Origin of the sequence: Paraglaciecola sp. T6c, assembly GCF_000014225.1 — a bacterium.
Classification (GTDB): Bacteria; Pseudomonadota; Gammaproteobacteria; order Enterobacterales; family Alteromonadaceae; genus Paraglaciecola; species Paraglaciecola atlantica_A.
In genome coordinates, this window is sequence record NC_008228.1 from 2,074,036 (window position 1) to 2,093,665 (window position 19,630).

Below are 19,630 nucleotides of genomic sequence, written 5' to 3' on the forward strand. Positions count from 1 at the left end.
AAAATAATTAGATTGATTTTTGGTCCGGCAGATTGATTTTTTCTTGAAATATTGAGCGTAGAGGAAGGAAACTGCGCGCAAGGTCAATTTTCAGGCAAGAGAGCAGGCTACAGGGTATGCAATGTTTGAAATTTATTAGTTGCAGTCTTTTCAGGCGCGCCTTAACAACTCTCTCGCTTTGGTCATTCCTCGCAGCCGTTGATGGTGGGTATGGCGCTTGAATGCATTCATCATTTGCTCCGCACCTGCTGCGTAGCAGAAGTGTTTTTCGAACTCCGTGGTTAAGGTTAACCATTGAGCAGAGTCTAATCCTAACCTTTGTAGGATAGGGCTGTGAGTGTTATCAATATGACCAGCCTTGTCATCACGAATGCATCGGCCTGTCGTGTCTACCAATTCACAATAGTCTTTGAGTGAGTAAGCGATACCTCTGGGCATATTTTCACGAGGATTACCTACAAACGGCATTAAAGCAATCGGTTGCTCTCGTTTATTTTTAGCCGCCTGAGCACGTTTTTTGATACTGGTGTGCTTCGATGTTTCGGGTGTTTTTGCCATTTTTGCACGAATGGGGTTTAAATCTACATAGGCCATACACGCCAGAAGGGCACTCTCATCTAACAGCGCTTGGGACTTAAATCGTCCTTCCCAAAAACGCCCGGTGCAGCCATCCTCTTTATTGGCTTCACGAGCAATATACTCATTCAAATCACGCATAAACCAGCTTATGTCGTAAAGACGTCTTCGGTAGGTTTCAACGGTCTCATCAAAAGTGATTAGCTCTCCTTGGCTCAGCGTATCGCCGTTCATAAACTTCTGAGTCAGCAAAGTGCCTCTGTGCAGCTTGTGATAGCGCCTCAACACTTCATGGCTATCCCAATTATCAGCCATTGTTTTATTCACACATAGCACCACATGCGTGTGATTATTCATGACCGCATAGGCACAAATATCGATGGAATATACCGTAGATAAAAACAATAAACGCGCTTCAACCCAGCCTCGGCGATGCTCGTAACTTTGCCCAGAATGCGTGTCGACTCCGCACAAGAATGACTGGCGTACGCAGCGGGAAACATAATGGTAATAGGGCGTATCGATTAAACTAATTTGGCTTTTTCGAGGTTGAGGCATAATCCATCTACCTGACAAAAATAAGACACCAATCAAGTCTAGTTCAGCCCTGAAAATTGACCATTTTTAGCATGGGTGTCTTTATATTTTCGCATGGGTGTCTTTATATTTTCTTGTCCCAATCCGCTCAATTTCAATTCACTCTTTCTCAGAAAACGCACTTTGTCACAAGGCATGATAAATCATTGTCCTATAGATATCTGTAAACTGATAATTGGAAAAGGGACTACAGCGCACAAGCTAGCAACCAAGCTGAGGCCGCTATGCATGAGATGTCTGAGCCTAGAGAGGGATTGAGTTAGCGCATTGAATAGATAAATCTCGGTAAATATCACATCGCCTGCCAGTCTAGGCAAAAGACTAATTAGCTCACTGCAAAGCGTGGGACCCAGAAACAAAAAAGCTCTTCATTTCTGAAGAACCTTCTCATCGCGATGTTTGGTGGGGCTGGCAGGAGCCTAACTGGTAACTTAAGCGTTTGATAATTAAATGTATTAATTGATTGTTATTGCAGTGGTACTATTTTTGGTACTTCTAAAAGTTACTGTTAGCTGTTAATAGCGCTTTTGTGTTTGATAACTTTCAATATTAATGTGCCGCAACTTTCTGATTGCTTTGGTAAATAAATATATCTAATATGGCTTTGCCTAATTTATAGAGATTAGGGGATGCTACAGTTTGTCAAGGTACTGCAAGAGAAATCTTAAAGTAACTGACGCTATCATGAACATTATTGTTTCCATGTTACTCGGGACCTCCAATGCCCCATGATTATTAGTATATATCATTATTAACACATGCGGCTCGTTGCTTCTGCAACAAGATGGTGCGATGTAAGTCAATCCAGATAAGCCAGCGCTAAGCTTAGGATCGCCGCAAAACCGATTTTAGCGCTGGTTTAGCTACCATTGTTTAAGGATAAACATGAGCATTGAAAATCTAAATGATTGGTATAAAGAAAGACACTACCTACATTTTGACCCTCCAATAGGAAAGCGCAAGGCAATCTCAATTGCCACCAACCCAGAGGCAGTTGCTAAGCATGCCTTTTACCCACTTATTAATTTCGAAGTTACTAAAATTAAAGTCAGATCCGACGATAATGGGAAACTGATTAAACATAAGAAGCCAAGACCCATTGCTTACGCGGCTCATAGTGATGCTGCAATCTATAGTTACTATGCGCAATTATTAAGTAAGGAATACGAAGTAAAAGTAGCTGAGTTAAATTTAGATGACAACGTTCTAGCTTTTCGAAGTAAGGGTAAAAGTAATATACATTTTGCCAACGATGCATTCGAAGCAATTAATCAGGTAGGGCCTTGTACCGCAATTGGCTATGACGTATCTAAGTTTTTTGATACTTTGGATCATGGTGTTTTAAAGTCACAATGGCAAACACTTCTCGGTGTTAAAACCTTACCAGATGATCATTATAAAGTGTTTAAATCACTTACTAAATTTACTCAAGTTGATAAATGTAAATTGTTTGGCAGTTTAGGGCTGTCTATTCACAACCCCAAAGTACAAAACAAGCGACTCTGCACAGCCGAGCAGTTTCGAAAGTATGTTAGAGAAAATAATCTTATATCCAAAAATCCGAGACCTAATAAAGGTATTCCACAAGGTACACCTATCAGCGCTCTTCTATCCAATATTTACATGCTGGATTTTGACCAGCGAGTAAAAGAGGCTTTAGAAGGCCAAGGTGGTGTTTATTTTCGTTATTGTGATGATATGCTTTTTATAATACCTGATGCTGCCAAACAGTTCGTTTCATCCATTGATCAGTTTGTTACCGATGCAATTGAAAGCCTAAAAATAGAGATTAATCACGGTAAAACTGAAAAGCGGCAATTTGTATTAAAGGGGTCAGAGTTATTTTCTAATAAACCACTGCAATATTTGGGTTTTCTTTTCGATGGCAAACGTAAAATGTTACGCAGTGCTGGGTTGGCAAAGTATTCTGAACGAATGAAAAAAGCGGTTAAATTAGCTAAAAGAACGCAGAAAGTACGAAACGAGAAAAGGGTAAAGAGAGGCTTATTACCAACGCAACTCTATAAGAAAAAATTGTATAGTAAGCATTCGTATCTAGGCCGAAGAAACTTCATTACCTATGCGCATTGTGCAGCTGAAGTCATGGGCTCTAATTCAATTCGAAAACAAATCAAACCTTTGTGGAAAAGATTGCAAGCTGAAATTAAGCACTAGGTACTAATTACAACAAAAAAATGACTCGGTTAGATACAGCCTCCTAAAAAATACTATCACTGATAAATTGAACTCTAATACAGTAAAAGTTACTTTAGTTATCAAATGGATAAAACACTTTTAACCGGATATTCGTATCCTTTCTCTGTCATCCGTAATTATATTCAATAAGTACATCTTTCCGTTGTTAGAATCAGAGCAGGTTGTATCTTTGTTGGTCAATTGCAGATATGGCAGCTCGATTTAATTTGAAAATAGTTAATAGATATGTAGGAATATTTAGTGCAAATACCAGAAGCAAAAAAGTCAGATCCAGATGTACTTCGTGTTACGGCATTTGTACTTAGGAAAAGTGAAAAAAAAGAAAAATTTAGTATTTGTGAAGCAGCTAAAACACAAGAACTGAATGGAGTGAGCGATTACCGAATCGCGGAAATAATAAAAGAGATTTGTTTACAGCCTAATGGTCCAGACAGTATGGAAAGTTTAACTACAATTGATAATACATATGTGCATAACAACCCTGGGAATTGGCAGTTAAACACCGAAACATATTTTAATTTCTTGTCTTATATCTCTACTCAAAACTCAGAGAAATCAAACAAATTAGCAACGTATTCAATATGGATAGCCAGCGCAGCCTTATTGGGAAATATCTTAGCGTTATCAATTACCTTTATAGGAAATTAATACACGTGATTGAGCAAAAAGCAGAACAACATAAAAAATTATTAGAAAAACAGAAAAAATTACGAAGACACCCATGATAAGAAAGTAAACTAATTATAGAAGTTAGCCTCAAAAAATCTCAGAGGATTATCGGTCCGATGCCTGAAGTTGATGTTTTGAAATAGGGAAGGGCGCGTTATTAGAATTACTCTGACAAGGTATCTCAGTAATCCAAAAACAAAAAAAGGCTCTTCATTTCTGAAGAGCCTTTTCATCGCGATGTTTGGTGGAGCTGGCGGGAGTTGAACCCGCGTCCAAAAAACGTTAACCGTCGGTACTACATGCTTATTCTGTCTTTTATTTAACTATTTCGAACTCCGGCAGACAGGATTTCTCATAGCGGGCCTAATACTATTTCGCGGTTCACCCTTAGACAAGGTTCCCTCGCTATTCTGCTGGGATGACCTTCCGAACCTCTACTAGCAGAAAGAGTATGAGTGGAAGGGCTTAGCCGGTTATTAAGCGGCTAGAGCGTAGTTTTCGTCGTTTGCGACTATTTAAATGCGGCTTTTTAAGAGGCAAACCGCTCCTCTGCATGCACCTAAAGCCTCAAGAATCTTGTCGAATCCAAAATCAGCCCCAAATGTTGTTGGTTGCAAACTACCAACGGGGAGCATTGTACCATAGACGCGGGGGAAATCACTAATATGCGTAGCGAAAGCAGCTAATAATTCGCTTCATTGCGCAGTTTGCTCAGCATTTGCTTAAAGTTTGTTCAGGTAAACATTTACCATCTGCCCAGTTTTTGTTCAATAGGTTGATGAGTTTATCAACGCGATCTGATTGATGTTGAATTTCAGCCAGTAACGGCTCTGCTTCTTGGCGTTTAGCGTTCCGTGTTTAATAGCTTAAGGATTAAGCCATGACCAAAGTCATCTTTTGTTGTGGCAGCAGAGGGTATTTCAGCTAATGGAAAACCCAGACGTTGAAAGAACCTTATCAGCTGTATTTGGCGCACGCTAGCTTTGGTGTATTTTCTGCTTTTCGTTTACCAAGTGGCTTAAAGGTAGAAAATCGCCTAGTCGAAGCTGCAACGAAAGAAAACCTTGGGATCATTGAACTGGTGTTTTCTCACACCTAACTCACCGGGTATCGTACTAGCACCTTACTCATCCAGTATCGTAAATGAACTGAAGGGGATTGGGCCTCATTTACTCAATCAGTGGCAAGGTAACCATGCTATTACCAGCGCGTCACCCAAGGTGACATGGAAAGACAAAACCCTGTCAGGCTTGGCAACCATGGCGCTGGTGAAAAGACAAATTCGCAGAGTCGGTGAGGGAAAAAACCCGAAAGGGAAGTTGTCACCGGTTATCAGCCTGATATTGGATCAAATTCGCGGCCAAGCTAACGAAGCGTTATCGCAAACGTTTTAGGAATGAGCTGAGTTAACAAAGGCGCTGTTGCGCCCTTTATGACAATGAATGCATATCGTTGCCTGCATGAAGCATGAAGCATGAAGCATGAAGCATGAAGCATGAAGCATGAAGCATGAAGCATGAAGCATGAAGCATGGGGCATGGGGCATAAAGCCTAGACTTTATGCTTCATCATGCGTTCTTTGTCTCTCGCCCAATCTCGGTCTTTCACGGCATCACGTTTATCATGCTCGTGCTTACCTTTACCTAAGTAAATTTCTACTTTTACCCAGTTTTTCTTCCAGTACATGGCGGTGGCTAAAATTGAGTACCCTTGGCGCTCGACTGAGCCTATCAGTTTGTCGAGCTCACGTTTGTTGAGTAAGAGTTTACGCTGACGCAAAGGCTCACATACTACGTGGCTTGATGCTTGGTTAAGAGGTTGAATAGTACTACCCACTAAAAAGGCTTCGCCTTTGTGTAAGGTAACGTAGCTGTCAGACAAATTGACTTTGCCTGAACGAATGCTTTTAACTTCCCATCCTTGTAATTCAATGCCAGCTTCGATTTTATCTTGCAAGATATAGTCGTGCCGCGCCTTTTTATTCAATGCGATGGTGTTGTTAGTTGATTTTGACTTCTTTGATTTCATGGCGCCGTATTATAATGGTTGTCTAACGGGGTACAACAAAAATCACTGATATTGAAATAGATATCTGATTTTATGCTAGTATTTTGCGCCTATAAAAACCGACAGACCCATTTCAAGGGGAATTGATGCCTAATGTGACCCGCAGCGCTCTGGTAGCGTTTAGTGCTGAATCAATGTTTGATTTGATAAATGACGTGCAACGTTATCCAGAATTTTTACCTGGTTGTGCTCAGACAAAAGTAACCCATGCAGACGAACACAGCATGGAAGCCTCTTTGCTGATTTCAAAAGCGGGTATCAAACAATGGTTTAGTACACGTAACGAGTTATCTCGCGGTGAGTACATTAGAATGAATTTGGTCGACGGGCCTTTCTCAGAACTGCGTGGCGGCTGGACCTTCAAGGCGCTTTCTGACAGCGCGTGTAAAATCGAATTAAATCTAGATTTTGCTTTTTCGAGTCGCTTAGTGGAAATGGCCTTTGGCCGTGTTTTTAATGCGATTGCAGCGAATATGGTGGTCGCTTTTACACAGCGAGCAAAAGAGATTTATACATGACTGACAAACAAATTAATCTAGAAGTAGCCTATGCGTTGCCTGATCGCCAAGCCTTGTTAGAAGTGGTGGTTGAAATGGGCCACACCGTTGAAGAGGCGATAAAGGCATCAGGTATACTGCAGCGCTTTGACGATATTGACCTGTCAAAAAGCAAAGTCGGTATTTGGAATCGTACCTGTAAGTTAAGTGATGTACCCCAAGATGGTGATCGAATCGAGATTTATCGCCCGCTAATTGCCGACCCTAAAGAAGCGCGTCGCCGCCGGGCGGAAAAAGCCAAAGAGGAAGGGCGTGCCAATAAAGTCACTGGTGGGCGCGCATAGTTATCTTTACGCGCTTGGTGCTTAAATGTAGTTAGCTAGCCTAAAACCTTAGCCCTAGTGCATCACATAAAAACTTCTGTAAAGGCTGCGCTCGGCCATAACGGGTCGCGGCCAACTCACACACATTACCTTCTAATAACTGCTTTTTATCCAGCGGGCAAATAGCAATAAAATCTTTGCGTTTAATTTCTTCAATCATTGGGGATTCAGTGTCGTAGCCTTTTGGTGGACGGATCAGGGAATCGCCTGCCATATGGTAATACTCAGTAAACGGGGCGTGCTCGATAGCATCTTGATAGACAGAAGGTTTACGCTGAATATGCTCTCGAATAGCGCGCAGTGCATCGGGTTGCGGGTGCCATGTGCCCACAGCAAGGAAACATTCTTCACTGGCAATGTGCATATAAAACCCAGGCGAGTGCACGTCTTTGCCTATTTCGTGGCGAAATTGAATGCCCACGTTGGTTTTATAAGGGGACTTGTCCTTTGAGAAGCGCACGTCTCGATATACCCGCATTAATGAGCCTCCCATTTTCTTGGGCGTGGCTTCATAATGGGGAGAAATCATCGGGATCCAGTTCTGCATCTCGGTAATAAATTCAAGCGCAGGCCCGCGCACTAAGTCTTCGTAACGCTGTTTATTCGTATTGAACCACTCCCTGTCGTTGTTTTTTTCTAGTTGCTGTAAAAACGTAAATAGGGATGGGTCGAAGTGGGTAAACATAAGCTGGCCTTATAGAATGTTTGCGACCAGCTTACTGAATGGTTATGGCAAATCAATAACAGTGGTTGTGACAATTGTTACAGATTCTTTTGTACGGTAAAAATGCCAGCAGTGTATTTTTTGATGGTGTTGAGTGCCTCTTACCGTAACTCTTCCAGTACCTCTGAGTGCCTCATGAGTAACCGGTGCGTTATTTACTAGTACTTCTTGCGTTGCAGGCCTGTGGTAGCCAAGATTTTCGCTGAAATTTCCTCTATGGAATAACGAGTGCTATTTAGAAAAGGAATTTTTTCCTTGCGGTAAAGGTTTTCAACTTCGCGCAATTCCATGCGGCACTGTTGCAGCGACGCATAGCGGCTGTTAGCACGGCGCTCAGAACGTATTTGATGCAGGCGCTGAGCTTCAATGGTTAAGCCAAACATTTTGTCTTTGTAGCGTTTGAGGGCAGGGGGCATTTTTAAAATATCTCCCATGTCTTCTTCGGTGAAAGGGTAGTTTGCCGCCTTGATGCCGTATTGCAGCGCTAAATATAAGCTGGTGGGAGTTTTACCTGAGCGTGATACGCCAACCAAAATAATATCGGCTTCGTCATACTCTTGTAAATTTGATCCATCATCGTTCGCCAAGGCGTAGTTAACTGCTTCTATTCTGATGTCATAGGTTTTTTCATGAATGCTATGAGTGCGATGTTTTTCTGGTTTTGAAGGCACGCCCAAAACGATTTCTAATGGGGCAACAAATTGGTCGAGAAAATTGTAGTTAATGCCCACCGATTTAGAGATTATTTTGCGCACTTCGGTATTCACTATCGTGTAAAACACCAAAGGGCGCTGACCATCATCTTGAAAACTTTCAGATATTTTTTTAACAACTTGTTTCGCTTGTTCTTCAGTTTCAACAAAAGGAACTGTGATATGTTCGAACTCGATCGTGAATAATGACAGCAATGCATGGCCAAATACCTCCGAAGTTATCGCTGTTCCGTCTGAAATATAGTAAGCCGTTCGCATAACATTTCCTTAACAATGTAGTAATATAATTACATAAATAAATTAAATTTTACTTTCTTCTGAACTGCATTCTAAAATCCCTCACGTAAAAAGCTAGGCACTTGAGAAATATAATTTTTTTCGACGTTTAGCAGGCGTCATTTTGACTAACTATCTGGGGTTGTCATCGTTGGCAGCTTTTACAATTGAGTTCATCTTGGAGACGAATTAAATGCAAGAAAATGTGCTTTGGTATCAGCAATTGGGAATGGACGACGTGGGCGTCGTCGGTGGTAAAAATGCATCCCTTGGCGAAATGATTTCGAATCTTTCAAATGCTGGTGTACAAGTACCCGGTGGTTTTGCTACGACTGCGTCAGCGTTTAATCTTTTCTTAGAACAAAGTGGCCTTGAGGCCCGCATTCACGATTTGCTTGATACGTTGGATGTGAATGACATTCCTGCCTTAGGCGATGCGGGTAAAACGATCCGCCAGTGGATCATCGACACCCCATTTTTGCCTGAACTAGAAGCAGACATCACATCTGCATTCAAAACCTTGCAGGGTGATGCAGGAGACGAAGCGTCATTTGCCGTACGTTCATCTGCAACGGCTGAAGATATGCCTGATGCTTCATTCGCCGGACAGCAAGAAACATTTCTAAACGTAAAGGGCATTGATGCCGTGATGGTTGCCATCAAGCACGTTTATGCCTCTTTATTTAACGATCGTGCCATTTCTTATCGCGTACACCAAGGTTATGACCACAAAGGCGTGGCATTATCTGCAGGTATTCAACGCATGGTACGCAGTGACTGCGCCGCGTCAGGCGTGATGTTCACCATTGACACTGAATCAGGTTTTGAAGATGTGGTATTTATCACGTCATCATACGGTTTGGGTGAAATGGTGGTGCAAGGTGCCGTTAACCCAGATGAATTTTATGTACATAAGCCAACATTAGACAAAGGCTTGCCAGCAGTGGTACGTCGTAATCTCGGCAGTAAATTAACCAAGATGATTTACTCTGATGATTTGAGCCATGGCAAGCAAGTGGAAATTGTTGATATCGATAAAGCCGACAGTGTGGTTTTCTCGCTGACAGATGACGAAGTTCAAGAGTTAGCCAAACAAGCGCAAATCATCGAGAAACACTACAAACGCGCGATGGATATCGAATGGGCTAAAGACGGCATCGACGGTAAACTTTATATCGTACAAGCACGCCCAGAAACAGTTCGCAGCCGAGAAGACATTCAAGTGATTGAGCGCTTCCGCTTAAACGGCAAAGCGAGTGTTGTATGTGAAGGTCGCTCTATCGGTCATAAAATTGGTGCTGGCGTGGCAAAAGTGCTTGGCTCCATTGAAGAGATGGACAAAATCCAAGCCGGTGATGTGTTGGTAACGGATATGACCGACCCTGATTGGGAGCCCATCATGAAAAAAGCCTCAGCGATTGTTACCAATCGTGGCGGGCGTACTTGTCACGCAGCTATTATCGCTCGTGAGTTGGGTATTCCGGCTGTTGTCGGCTGTGGCAACGCCACAGACCTGATTAATAACGGTGACAATATTACCGTTTCATGTGCCGAAGGCGACACAGGCTTTATCTATGGTGACGTGCTCGATTTTGACGTGGTGACGTCTCGCATCGATTCTATGCCTGAAATCCCCCTTAAAGTGATGATGAACGTGGGTAACCCTGACAGAGCGTTCGATTTTGCTCGCTTGCCGAATGAAGGCGTTGGCCTTGCACGTTTAGAGTTCATCATAAACCGTATGATTGGCGTGCATCCAAAAGCCTTGCTTAACTTTGATGCCCAGCCTTCTGAACTTAAAGAAGAAATCAGCGAAATGATCGCGGGTTACGCATCGCCAGTTGAGTTTTATATTGAGAAATTGGTAGAAGGGATCGCCACAATCGGTGCTGCTTTCTCACCTAAAAAAGTCATTGTGCGTATGTCTGACTTTAAATCCAACGAGTACTACAACTTGGTGGGCGGGTATCAGTACGAGCCAGACGAAGAAAACCCTATGTTGGGTTTCCGTGGTGCGAGCCGTTATATTTCTGAAAGCTTCCGTGATTGCTTTGCACTTGAATGTGAAGCCATTAAGCGGGTACGTAATAAAATGGGTTTGACGAATGTCGAGATCATGATCCCATTCGTGCGTACGCTTGAAGAAGGTCGCAGCGTTATCGAATTGCTTAAAGAGCAAGGTTTAGTGCAAGGTGAAAATGGTTTACGCGTCATTATGATGTGTGAATTACCGTCAAATGCATTATTGGCTGATCAGTTCTTGGATATCTTCGATGGCTTCTCGATTGGTTCAAACGATATGACCCAGTTAGCCCTTGGTCTTGACCGCGATTCAGGCGTGATTGCGCACTTGTTTGACGAGCGTGACCCTGCGGTGAAAGCGTTGCTCGCAATGGCGATCCAAGCAGCGAAAAAACGCGGTAAGTATGTGGGCATTTGTGGCCAAGGCCCATCTGATCATGAAGACTTAGCCGCATGGTTAGTTGAGCAAGGTATCGACAGCGTATCGTTAAATCCTGATACAGTCGTCGAGACTTGGTTGTACTTAGGGGAAAAGCACAAGAAGTAACAGGCGCTAAAATACACCGCTGAATAACAATAATAATAAAATCAGTGCCCTACAGGTAAAAAGGCTGTCATGAGACAGCCTTTTTTTTGGACTTTTTATTAAAAAAATATTGTGCTAATGCAGGGGAGAAAAGCTTAAGAAAGATAACCAAGTCGACGAAAAGAAGCTTAATCTCGTAATTTTCGATTGAGCAATACGCGGTCAAGCTTGGCGGATGAGCGAGCCATACTCGTTTGGCAACGTTTTAGCCAAGTTCTGGCAACAGGTACGTCAACACTGAGCAACAATAAACCTGCTAATACCAGCAACATTGAGCCTGGGATGATAAACAGCACAATGCCTGCAATAACCAACAGTGCGCCTAACCCAATACGTAGATTTTTCATTTTGCATATATTCCTTTTTTCAGGGTTCACTTTTACGACACGAATAGGAAAGTTGCAACTGCATACTTGTTACCGAGTATGACGTAAGCAAGTAGCAGGCGTTACAATAGTATGGGATAAGGGCACAATTTGCGCAAAAAATTGGGCTATACGGAATAATTAACCTAGATAAAAACTAAATAATTCCTTTCGCGTATTAGATGTTAGAGGCGCTTAGGTTGTACAATGGCGCGCAATTGTTAAACCGTGAGAAAAAAGAACATTATGCCCCAGCACGAATTACCCGCTTTAGACGTTGAATCCGGCCCGCAATCCAATTATCACGCTTTTTTCTCAGCTTTGAGGCGCAGTGAATTTAGTGGCGACATAGAGTTTAGCTATGCCAGCCGTCTTGCCGTGGCGACCGATAACTCTATTTATCAAGCGTTGCCTCAAGGTGTGGTGCTACCCAAGTCAGTGGCTGATTTACAAGTAATTGGTGAGCTTGCTAGTCAATATAACGATGTTGCTTTTAGCGCGAGAGGCGGCGGTACGGGTACCAACGGGCAGTCTTTGACGTCAGGCGTTATTGTTGACGTGTCACGGCATATGAACAACATTCTTGAAATTAATCCGCAAGAACGCTGGGTAAAAGTACAAGCAGGTGTGGTGAAAGATCAGTTAAACGACGCGCTTCGCCCTTACGGTTTGTTTTTCGCGCCAGATTTATCGACCAGCAACCGTGCGACCATTGGCGGTATGATCAGTACTGACGCTTCAGGGCAGGGCTCATTGGTGTACGGTAAAACCAGCGATCACGTTTTAGGCTTAACCTCTGTATTGGCTGACGGCACATTGCTAGAGACCGCCCCAATGGACATGGAGCAGGCCAAGCAGGTTGCACAGCAACAGAACATTACGGGTAGGTTGGTTAAACAAATTTTGGCAACCTGTGTGGACAAGCGCGAACAGATCTTAGCTAAATTTCCTCGTATGAACCGCTTCTTAACCGGTTACGATTTAGAGCATGCATTAAATGACGATTTAACCAAAGTCGATATTAGCCGTGTTATCACTGGCTCTGAAGGCTCCTTGGTGTTTGTGGCAGAAGCCAAACTGAACGTCACTCCTATTTCTAAACACAAAGCCTTGGTGAATATTAAGTACGATTCTTTTGAGTCAGCGCTGCGCCATGCGCCGCATATGGTGGCGGCAAACGCAACATCTGTAGAAACAGTTGATAGCAACGTTTTAAACCTAGCGAAGCAAGATATCATTTGGCATCAAGTCAAAGAGCTCATTACTGAGGTGGAAAACAAGGAAGTGCTGGGCCTAAACATGGTCGAGTACAATGGTGATTCAGAAGAAGCGTTGCGAGAAAAAATCACCTTGCTGAGCGCTAAATTAGATGCTGCGCTTGAAAGCAATGAAGGTGGCGTAATTGGTTATCAAATCACTTATGACAACGCCGATATTGGCAAAATTTATGCGATGCGTAAAAAATCTGTGGGGTTATTGGGTAAAACGAAGGGCCGTAAAAAGCCCTTGGCGTTTGTCGAAGATACAGGCGTACCGCCAGAGAATTTGGCTGATTTTATTATGGAGTTTCGGGCGTTACTTGATGCCCGTAATTTACATTACGGTATGTTTGGTCACGTTGATGCTGGGGTGTTACATGTGCGCCCAGCGCTGGATATGTGCGACCCTGAGCAAGAAGCGACAATCCCAGATATATCTAATGAAGTTTCGGCCTTGGTCGCTAAATATGGCGGATTATTGTGGGGCGAACATGGCAAAGGCTATCGCAGTGAATATGCGCCGGCATTTTTCGGTGAAGAGTTATATGCAGAGCTACGAAAAATAAAAGCGGCGTTTGACCCTCACAACAAAATGAACCCAGGAAAAATCTGCACACCGATTGAAAGCAGTGCATCTTTAGTCAGTGTTGGTGGCGTGAAACGCGGTGAGTTTGACCGCCAGATACCGATTAGCGTGCGCGATGCATTTGAGCCAGCGATGAACTGTAACGGCAATGGTTTATGCTTCAATTATGACACCACATCCACCATGTGCCCATCGAGTAAAATCACCTCTGACCGTCGTCACAGTCCCAAAGGACGAGCAGGGGCAATGCGTGAATGGTTGCGTTTGTTAGCCAGTAATCAAGTAGACGTGAATGCCCTTGAATTACAAGGCAAGAGTCAAAACCTCTTAAAGCGCTTGAATAACTCTATGGGAAAAGCCCAATCTAAGGACTTTTCCCATGAAGTGTTAGAAGTGATGGATGGCTGCTTAGCATGTAAGGCCTGTTCTAGCCAATGCCCTGTGAGTGTGGATGTACCCACGTTTCGAGCGCGTTTTTTATCTATCTACTATCAACGTTATATGCGCCCCGCGAAAGATTATTTGGTGGGTAATATTGAAGCCATGGCGCCGCTGATGGCCAAAGCGCCAAAACTGATAAATGCTTTTTTAAAACAAGCGTGGATGAACAAGCTTATTAAGAAAACGGTGGGTTATGTAGACACGCCGTTATTGTCTTCCCCGTCATTGAAAAAGCAACTCGCAGGACACGAAGCCAGTCATTTTAATTTAGGGACGTTGCAAGCCTTGAGCGCGAACGAGCGGGCCAAGAAAGTGTTGATTGTACAGGACCCTTTCACCAGCTTTTATGAAGCAGGTTTGCTGCATGATTTGGTTAAACTCGTTGAGTGCCTAGGATTCGAGCCTATTCTTTTGCCCTTTATGCCTAATGGTAAACCCCAACATGTGAAAGGTTTCTTGAAAGAATTTGCCGCGACGGCAAAAGACAGTGCAGACTTTTTAAACAAGCTAGCACCGCTGGGCATACCTATGGTGGGTGTCGACCCGTCATTAGTGCTGTGCTATCGAGATGAATACAAAAAAGTGTTAGGTGATACCAGAGGCAACTTTGAGGTGAAGCTAGTTCACGAATGGCTAGCGACAATTACCTTGCCCGAGCAAGGCAACACGCCTGATACCGAGTATGCATTCTTCGGTCACTGTACAGAGAAAACGGCTCTGCCTGAAAGTGAGAAACATTGGCAGCAACTGTTCCAGCGTATGGGCATGTCACTTACGCCGATTTCAGTGGGGTGCTGCGGCATGGCTGGCACGTTTGGTCATGAAGCAAGCCACCTAGAACAATCAAAAGGCATTTATGCTCTGAGCTGGGAAAAGGCTGTGGCGAAATTTAAGACTTCTCAAATCTTAGCCACTGGGTATTCATGTCGCAGCCAGGTTGCGCGTATAGAAGGTGAAAAACCTAAGCATCCATTGCAAGCGATGCTCGCGCACCTCTCTTAACACGCTTGTGCTAACGCGCACGCCTTAAAATGTGCGCACTAGAATGAATGTTTTAAAAAGGTTGTTTTAAATAGGCTTGATTAAAGAGACTTGGTAACAGCTAAGTGCTAAAAATATGATGTTAAAATAAGCAGTAAATACTCAGTATTGACTGCTTTTTTGTAAGCAAATTCCTTTCGCGACCTGCTTGAAAGACTGCACGAAGCGCAAAAGCAGTACGACTTCAAAACACCAAGCTTTGGCCCAAACTGGGGATCACGGCTCTGATGTTTTTATCTTCCCATAATTTCTGTGCTAACGCTTCTTGGGCTTTAGGCTCACCGTGCACTAACACAACTTTCGGGTTGTTCTCAAAATGGCTCACCCATTCTACGAGTTCATTTTGCCCTGCATGAGCAGAAAAGCCGCCCAGCGTTTCTATTTGTGCTTTGACCACGTAATCATCACCAAACAATTTTAAATGCTGTAGGCCGTCAACCAGCAACCTACCGAGCGTGCCATTTGCTTGGTATCCACAAAAGATAATGGCGTTGCGTGAATCCCAAATGCGCTGTTTGAAATGGTGGCGTATCCGTCCTCCGGTACACATGCCGCTGCCGGCAATAATTAGCGCCCCTTTTTTAATTTTATTGATCATCATGGACTCATCCGGTGCCACGGACAAAAACAAGCGCGGAATGAAGTCTTTTAATATGGAGTGTGCGTTAGGGCTGGCTTGTTCAATTTCGTCACTATCGAGCGCACTAAACCACTTGTCGTAAACGCGCGTCACTTCAATTGCCATGGGACTGTCGAGAATAACCTGCCAATTGTCTAATAAACCTTGTTGGTGTAATTGACCTAGGTAGAACAGTATTTCTTGGGTACGTCCTACTGCAAACGCAGGGATCATAATATTGCCGCCTCGGTTTTCGGTATCCTTTAAAATGGTTTTAAGCTCAGATACCGTATTATCGATAGACTTGTGATTGCGATCGCCATAGGTGCTTTCCATTAATACAATATCAGCTTTGGTCAGTATGCATGGGTCGTTCATTAATACGGCGCTTTTGTTGCCTAAATCCCCAGAGAAGACCAATTTTTTCTGCTCGCCTCTTTCTTCGAAGCTAAGTTCGATAATCGCTGAGCCGAGAATATGTCCAGCATCGTGAAAGCACGCTGTGGTTTGCTCAGCAAGCTTAAGCGCCTTGTTGTAGCTTTGCGACTCGCACTGAGCGATGACTTGCATGACATCTTCTTCTGAGTATTCAGGCTCAAGTAGAGGCTTACCTTTACGGGCTAGCCGGCGGTTTTCACGGGCTAAGTCACCCATGTAAATGCTGACCGAGTCTTGCAACATTACCACCAGTAAATCCGCCGTTTCTGAGGTGCAGTATATGGGGCCGGTAAATCCATCATGGACGAGTTTAGGTAACATGCCGCTATGGTCGAGATGGGCATGGGATAACAGCACTGCGTCAATGGATGCAGGGTTGAACGGAAAGCCTTCGTCACCAATGCGATCAATTGAGCTCCCCCCTTGATGCATACCGCAATCGAGCAGGATTTTACCGAAGCTTGCAGACTCAATTAAATGACACGAGCCAGTCACTTCCTGCGCTGCACCCCAAAAATAGATAATAGCCATGACAATCCTTTTTCAGTTCAATACGTCGGACGTATTGAAAATGAAATGTAATTAAAACGTCATTTCAATGTAGCGTATTTTAGGGGGCAGACTTTGTTTCACATCAAGTTTGCGCTGCTTAAGTGCGTGACTTACCTCGGTGTTCTATCGAATAATACGCCATCAATATTTGTGGCCTTGCCACAGACGACAGACCAACGTCTTAATGCCGACACCGATACTCTGTGGCATAGTCGATGTGAGTATATCTAAGGAGTGATTATGAAAACCGCCTTACCTAATAGGCCTGACTGGCAAGCGTTACTTAAGTCTGGCAATCGTATTTTTATTGGCTCGAATGCTGCCGTTCCTAACGCACTCATTGATGATTTAATCGCCAATAGCGGAGATTTAAAAGACATAGAGCTGGTGCAATTTAATGCATTGTCAGACAGTCGTTGGGTTGACCCGCATTTCAGTGATTTATTCAAAGTAAACGCCTTGTTTATTGGCGGCGAAAAAGTCCGTCAAGCGGTGGCTGAGGGGCGGGTCGATTACACGCCGTGTTTTTTATCTGAAGTCCCTTCACTGTTTGAGCAGGATATCTTGCCTTTAGATGCCGCCTTTATCATGGTCAGCCCGCCTGACAAATACGGTTATTGTTCGTTAGGTGTGGCCGTTGATGTGAATCTGGCGGCAGTTAAAAAAGCCAAGTACGTGATTGCTCAAATCAATACATCGATGCCACGTACCAGCGGCCATACGTTTATTCGAATTGACGACATAGCGGCATGCATCGAAGTGGAGCAAGCGCTCCCAGAGCTGCCTATTTACGAACCAGATAAAATCACAGAGCGTATCGGCCAATACGTTGCCATGTTGGTTGACGATGGCGCCACGCTGCAACTAGGAGTGGGGAAAATACCCAATGCGGTGCTGTATTACTTGCAGAACCACAAAGACTTAGGCGTGCACAGTGAATTAATTACAGACGGTATTATCGATTTGATTGCTAAGGGCGTGATCAACAACCGTAAAAAAACCTTTCACCCCGGTAAAACAGTGGCGAGTTTTTGTTTAGGCAGCAAAAAGCTATATGACTTTGTTGATAACAATCCCCACGTGGAGTTCTACCCCAGTGATTATCTGAACTCGCCGGCGAATATTGCGCGTAATCATAAAATGGTGGCGATAAATAGCGCACTGGAAGTGGACTTAACGGGCCAAGTGGTTGCCGATTCCATTGGTTATCAGTTTTATAGTGGCATTGGCGGGCAGGTGGATTTTATTCGTGGTGCTGCTATGTCGCCTGGAGGTAAACCGATTATTGCCATGCCCTCTACTGCAAAGGGAGGCACCATTTCGCGTATAGTGCCTTTTATCACAGAGGGAAGTGGGGTGGTGACGAGCCGCGGCCATGTGCATTATGTAGTCACCGAATTTGGTGTCGCATCTCTTAAGGGGCGAAGTATTCGAGAGCGAGCGCTGGAGCTAATTCGTGTAGCGCACCCTAAATTTCGTGAACAACTGTTGGCCAAAGTGCGTGAGCATTATTGGGTGCCGAACTATCAAAAGAATTATCCTCGAGATGTGCCTGAACTCGGTCCATTAGGGTTTAAGACGATGAAGATTGATAATCAATCGTTTGACCTACGGCCACTCAACCCAGCAGACGAACGTCGTCTGCAAGAGTTCTTCTATTCCCATACCAAAGAAACCCTGTTTTACCGTTATAACCATTACCCCACACAAATGACCCGTGAAAAGTCGTGTAATTTGGTCAGTGTTGATCAGAGTCACGACTTAGCCTTGTGCATTGTTAGGCAGCAAGGTTCGGCGTCAGAAATTCAGGCCGTGGGGCGTTACTACTTGTGTGCCGACAATAAAAGCTGTGAAGCGGCATTTGTCACCCGAGAATCGTTTCACGGAAAGGGCATGGCTAAACAACTATTGGCAGAAATGATCGTTATTGCAAAGCAAAGGGGGTTAACAAGAATGTTAGCGGTGGTCAGGGCGGATAACCGCAATATGATTAGAGTTTTTGAAAGTGCGCATTTCGAGCGCCAACCTTCACAAGAGATGGGCGAAGTTAATCTAACCTTGAATTTGGACAAGTAATAATGAGTTTTGTTTTTATAAGCCACCCGGGTTGCGGTTTGCATGAGGCAGGCACAGATCACCCAGATAGCCCAGACCGATTACATGCGATTAACGATCAGCTTATTGCGTCAAGGCTCGATTTTATTATTGATAAACAACAGGCAATTCAGGCCACAAAAGAGCAGTTGTACTTAGCACACGACAAAGCCTATGTGGATCATGTCTTCGCCAGTGCCCCCAAAGAAGGCGTTATAGAGTTAGCACCCGACACCCAATTAGGGCAGCACAGTTTACACGCGGCGTTATATGCAGCTGGGGCGAATGTGATGGCCGTGGACTTAGTGATGCAAGACAAGGCCGAACAGGCGTTTTGCGCAGTGCGCCCGCCGGGTCACCACGCCGAGCATGCCAAAGCCATGGGCTTCTGCTTTTTTAATAATATTGCGGTAGCTGCGGCTTACGCTATGGCGCAATATGGTTTAGAGCGTGTTGCCATTATTGATTTTGACGTACACCACGGTAACGGTACTGAAGACATTTTTTTCAACGATAAACGCGTGCTGTTTTGCTCATCATTTGAGTCGCCTTTTTTCCCTTACAACATGGGGCCAGGGAACGAGCATATTTTAAACCTGCCTTTGCCCGCGGGGACTTATGGTGATGAATTTATGCAAGCCATTAGCGAGCAGTGGTTGCCTAAAATAGATGCCTTTGCTCCGCAACTTATCTTAATCTCTGCCGGTTTTGACAGCCACTATGAAGATGATATGGGGCACTTTAATTTGGTCGAAACGGACTTTTACTGGTTAACCGCAGAGCTTAAAAAACTGGCCGTTAAGCATTGCAATGCCAAGATGGTGTCTACTTTGGAGGGGGGCTATGTGTTGAATGCTCTGGGGCGCAGCGTAGCGGCGCATATAAAAGGGATGATGGATTGACTCAAC

15 protein-coding genes, 1 other RNA gene and 1 pseudogene are annotated in these 19,630 nt (G+C 44.0%); 10 read left to right on the forward strand and 7 right to left on the reverse strand.

The genetic code is table 11. From position 1 onward, the window contains the following. Positions 1-150 precede the first annotated feature (150 nt). The gene (locus PATL_RS08860; protein WP_011574558.1) at positions 151-1,134 is read right to left on the reverse strand and encodes a hypothetical protein; all 984 of its coding nucleotides are present in this window, start codon (positions 1,132-1,134) and stop codon (positions 151-153) included. Positions 1,135-2,058: 924 nt separating this feature from the next. On the opposite strand from PATL_RS08860, the gene drt2 reads away from it, so the two are divergent. Next, the gene (drt2, locus tag PATL_RS08865) at positions 2,059-3,348 is read left to right on the forward strand and encodes an antiviral reverse transcriptase Drt2 (RefSeq protein ID WP_011574559.1); all 1,290 of its coding nucleotides are present in this window, start codon (positions 2,059-2,061) and stop codon (positions 3,346-3,348) included. Positions 3,349-3,630: 282 nt separating this feature from the next. Continuing rightward, complete coding sequence (locus PATL_RS08870) at positions 3,631-4,038, forward strand: hypothetical protein (RefSeq protein ID WP_011574560.1); 408 nt, start codon at positions 3,631-3,633, stop codon at positions 4,036-4,038. Positions 4,039-4,301: 263 nt separating this feature from the next. On the opposite strand, the gene ssrA is transcribed toward PATL_RS08870, so the two are convergent. Then, positions 4,302-4,658: a transfer-messenger RNA gene (gene ssrA / locus PATL_RS22405) on the reverse strand. Between the two features lie 344 nt (positions 4,659-5,002). Here ssrA and PATL_RS22670 point away from each other — a divergent pair. After that, on the forward strand, positions 5,003-5,158 hold the full coding sequence (locus tag PATL_RS22670; protein ID WP_157043406.1) for a hypothetical protein: 156 nt from the start codon (positions 5,003-5,005) through the stop codon (positions 5,156-5,158). A 115-nt stretch (positions 5,159-5,273) separates the two neighbouring features. Continuing rightward, positions 5,274-5,469, forward strand: a pseudogene (locus PATL_RS22415) (2,4-dienoyl-CoA reductase); the annotation flags it as partial. 141 nt (positions 5,470-5,610) lie between these two features. Here PATL_RS22415 and smpB read toward each other — a convergent pair. After that, positions 5,611-6,087, reverse strand: a complete 477-nt coding sequence (gene smpB, locus PATL_RS08880) for an SsrA-binding protein SmpB (RefSeq protein ID WP_006992410.1) — start codon at positions 6,085-6,087, stop codon at positions 5,611-5,613. Positions 6,088-6,212: 125 nt separating this feature from the next. Here smpB and PATL_RS08885 point away from each other — a divergent pair, with 125 nt between their 5' ends. Beyond that, a complete protein-coding gene (locus PATL_RS08885) occupies positions 6,213-6,644 on the forward strand; it encodes a type II toxin-antitoxin system RatA family toxin (RefSeq protein ID WP_011574562.1) in 432 nt (143 codons plus the stop codon). Next, positions 6,641-6,967, forward strand: a complete 327-nt coding sequence (locus PATL_RS08890; RefSeq protein WP_011574563.1) for an RnfH family protein — start codon at positions 6,641-6,643, stop codon at positions 6,965-6,967. The genes PATL_RS08885 and PATL_RS08890 overlap by 4 nt, the downstream gene beginning before the upstream one ends. A gap of 40 nt (positions 6,968-7,007) precedes the next feature. Here the strand turns inward: PATL_RS08890 and PATL_RS08895 are convergent, their stop codons facing one another. Both PATL_RS08895 and PATL_RS08900 read right to left on the reverse strand, forming a co-directional pair. Next, the gene (locus PATL_RS08895) at positions 7,008-7,691 is read right to left on the reverse strand and encodes a DUF2461 domain-containing protein (RefSeq protein ID WP_011574564.1); all 684 of its coding nucleotides are present in this window, start codon (positions 7,689-7,691) and stop codon (positions 7,008-7,010) included. 197 nt (positions 7,692-7,888) lie between these two features. Next, complete coding sequence (locus PATL_RS08900) at positions 7,889-8,701, reverse strand: posphoenolpyruvate synthetase regulatory kinase/phosphorylase PpsR (protein ID WP_011574565.1); 813 nt, start codon at positions 8,699-8,701, stop codon at positions 7,889-7,891. A 211-nt stretch (positions 8,702-8,912) separates the two neighbouring features. On the opposite strand from PATL_RS08900, the gene ppsA reads away from it, so the two are divergent. Further along, positions 8,913-11,288 (forward strand): phosphoenolpyruvate synthase, encoded by a 2,376-nt coding sequence (gene ppsA / locus PATL_RS08905; protein ID WP_011574566.1) that lies wholly within the window; start codon positions 8,913-8,915, stop codon positions 11,286-11,288. A gap of 167 nt (positions 11,289-11,455) precedes the next feature. On the opposite strand, the gene PATL_RS08910 is transcribed toward ppsA, so the two are convergent. After that, a complete protein-coding gene (locus tag PATL_RS08910) occupies positions 11,456-11,674 on the reverse strand; it encodes a PGPGW domain-containing protein (protein WP_041713582.1) in 219 nt (72 codons plus the stop codon). Positions 11,675-11,938: 264 nt separating this feature from the next. Here PATL_RS08910 and PATL_RS08915 point away from each other — a divergent pair, with 264 nt between their 5' ends. Continuing rightward, complete coding sequence (locus tag PATL_RS08915) at positions 11,939-14,980, forward strand: D-2-hydroxyglutarate dehydrogenase YdiJ (RefSeq protein WP_011574568.1); 3,042 nt, start codon at positions 11,939-11,941, stop codon at positions 14,978-14,980. Between the two features lie 223 nt (positions 14,981-15,203). Here the strand turns inward: PATL_RS08915 and PATL_RS08920 are convergent, their stop codons facing one another. Continuing rightward, positions 15,204-16,607, reverse strand: a complete 1,404-nt coding sequence (locus PATL_RS08920) for an MBL fold metallo-hydrolase RNA specificity domain-containing protein (protein ID WP_011574569.1) — start codon at positions 16,605-16,607, stop codon at positions 15,204-15,206. Between the two features lie 261 nt (positions 16,608-16,868). On the opposite strand from PATL_RS08920, the gene PATL_RS08925 reads away from it, so the two are divergent. Beyond that, positions 16,869-18,704, forward strand: a complete 1,836-nt coding sequence (locus PATL_RS08925) for a GNAT family N-acetyltransferase (RefSeq protein ID WP_011574570.1) — start codon at positions 16,869-16,871, stop codon at positions 18,702-18,704. A 2-nt stretch (positions 18,705-18,706) separates the two neighbouring features. Continuing rightward, the gene (locus PATL_RS08930; RefSeq protein WP_011574571.1) at positions 18,707-19,624 is read left to right on the forward strand and encodes a histone deacetylase family protein; all 918 of its coding nucleotides are present in this window, start codon (positions 18,707-18,709) and stop codon (positions 19,622-19,624) included. Positions 19,625-19,630: the final 6 nt, after the last annotated feature.

Excerpts from the sequence above, each read along its gene's own strand:
- PATL_RS08900 (WP_011574565.1), bottom strand. The coding sequence starts at position 8,701 with ATGCGAACGGCTTACTATATTTCAGACGGAACAGCGATAACTTCGGAG.
- ppsA (WP_011574566.1), top strand. The coding sequence starts at position 8,913 with ATGCAAGAAAATGTGCTTTGGTATCAGCAATTGGGAATGGACGACGTG.
- PATL_RS08910 (WP_041713582.1), bottom strand. The coding sequence starts at position 11,674 with ATGAAAAATCTACGTATTGGGTTAGGCGCACTGTTGGTTATTGCAGGC.
- PATL_RS08895 (WP_011574564.1), bottom strand. The coding sequence starts at position 7,691 with ATGTTTACCCACTTCGACCCATCCCTATTTACGTTTTTACAGCAACTA.
- PATL_RS08890 (WP_011574563.1), top strand. The coding sequence starts at position 6,641 with ATGACTGACAAACAAATTAATCTAGAAGTAGCCTATGCGTTGCCTGAT.
- PATL_RS08860 (WP_011574558.1), bottom strand. The coding sequence starts at position 1,134 with ATGCCTCAACCTCGAAAAAGCCAAATTAGTTTAATCGATACGCCCTAT.
- smpB (WP_006992410.1), bottom strand. The coding sequence starts at position 6,087 with ATGAAATCAAAGAAGTCAAAATCAACTAACAACACCATCGCATTGAAT.
- PATL_RS08920 (WP_011574569.1), bottom strand. The coding sequence starts at position 16,607 with ATGGCTATTATCTATTTTTGGGGTGCAGCGCAGGAAGTGACTGGCTCG.
- PATL_RS08930 (WP_011574571.1), top strand. The coding sequence starts at position 18,707 with ATGAGTTTTGTTTTTATAAGCCACCCGGGTTGCGGTTTGCATGAGGCA.
- PATL_RS08925 (WP_011574570.1), top strand. The coding sequence starts at position 16,869 with ATGAAAACCGCCTTACCTAATAGGCCTGACTGGCAAGCGTTACTTAAG.
- PATL_RS08915 (WP_011574568.1), top strand. The coding sequence starts at position 11,939 with ATGCCCCAGCACGAATTACCCGCTTTAGACGTTGAATCCGGCCCGCAA.
- PATL_RS08885 (WP_011574562.1), top strand. The coding sequence starts at position 6,213 with ATGCCTAATGTGACCCGCAGCGCTCTGGTAGCGTTTAGTGCTGAATCA.
- drt2 (WP_011574559.1), top strand. The coding sequence starts at position 2,059 with ATGAGCATTGAAAATCTAAATGATTGGTATAAAGAAAGACACTACCTA.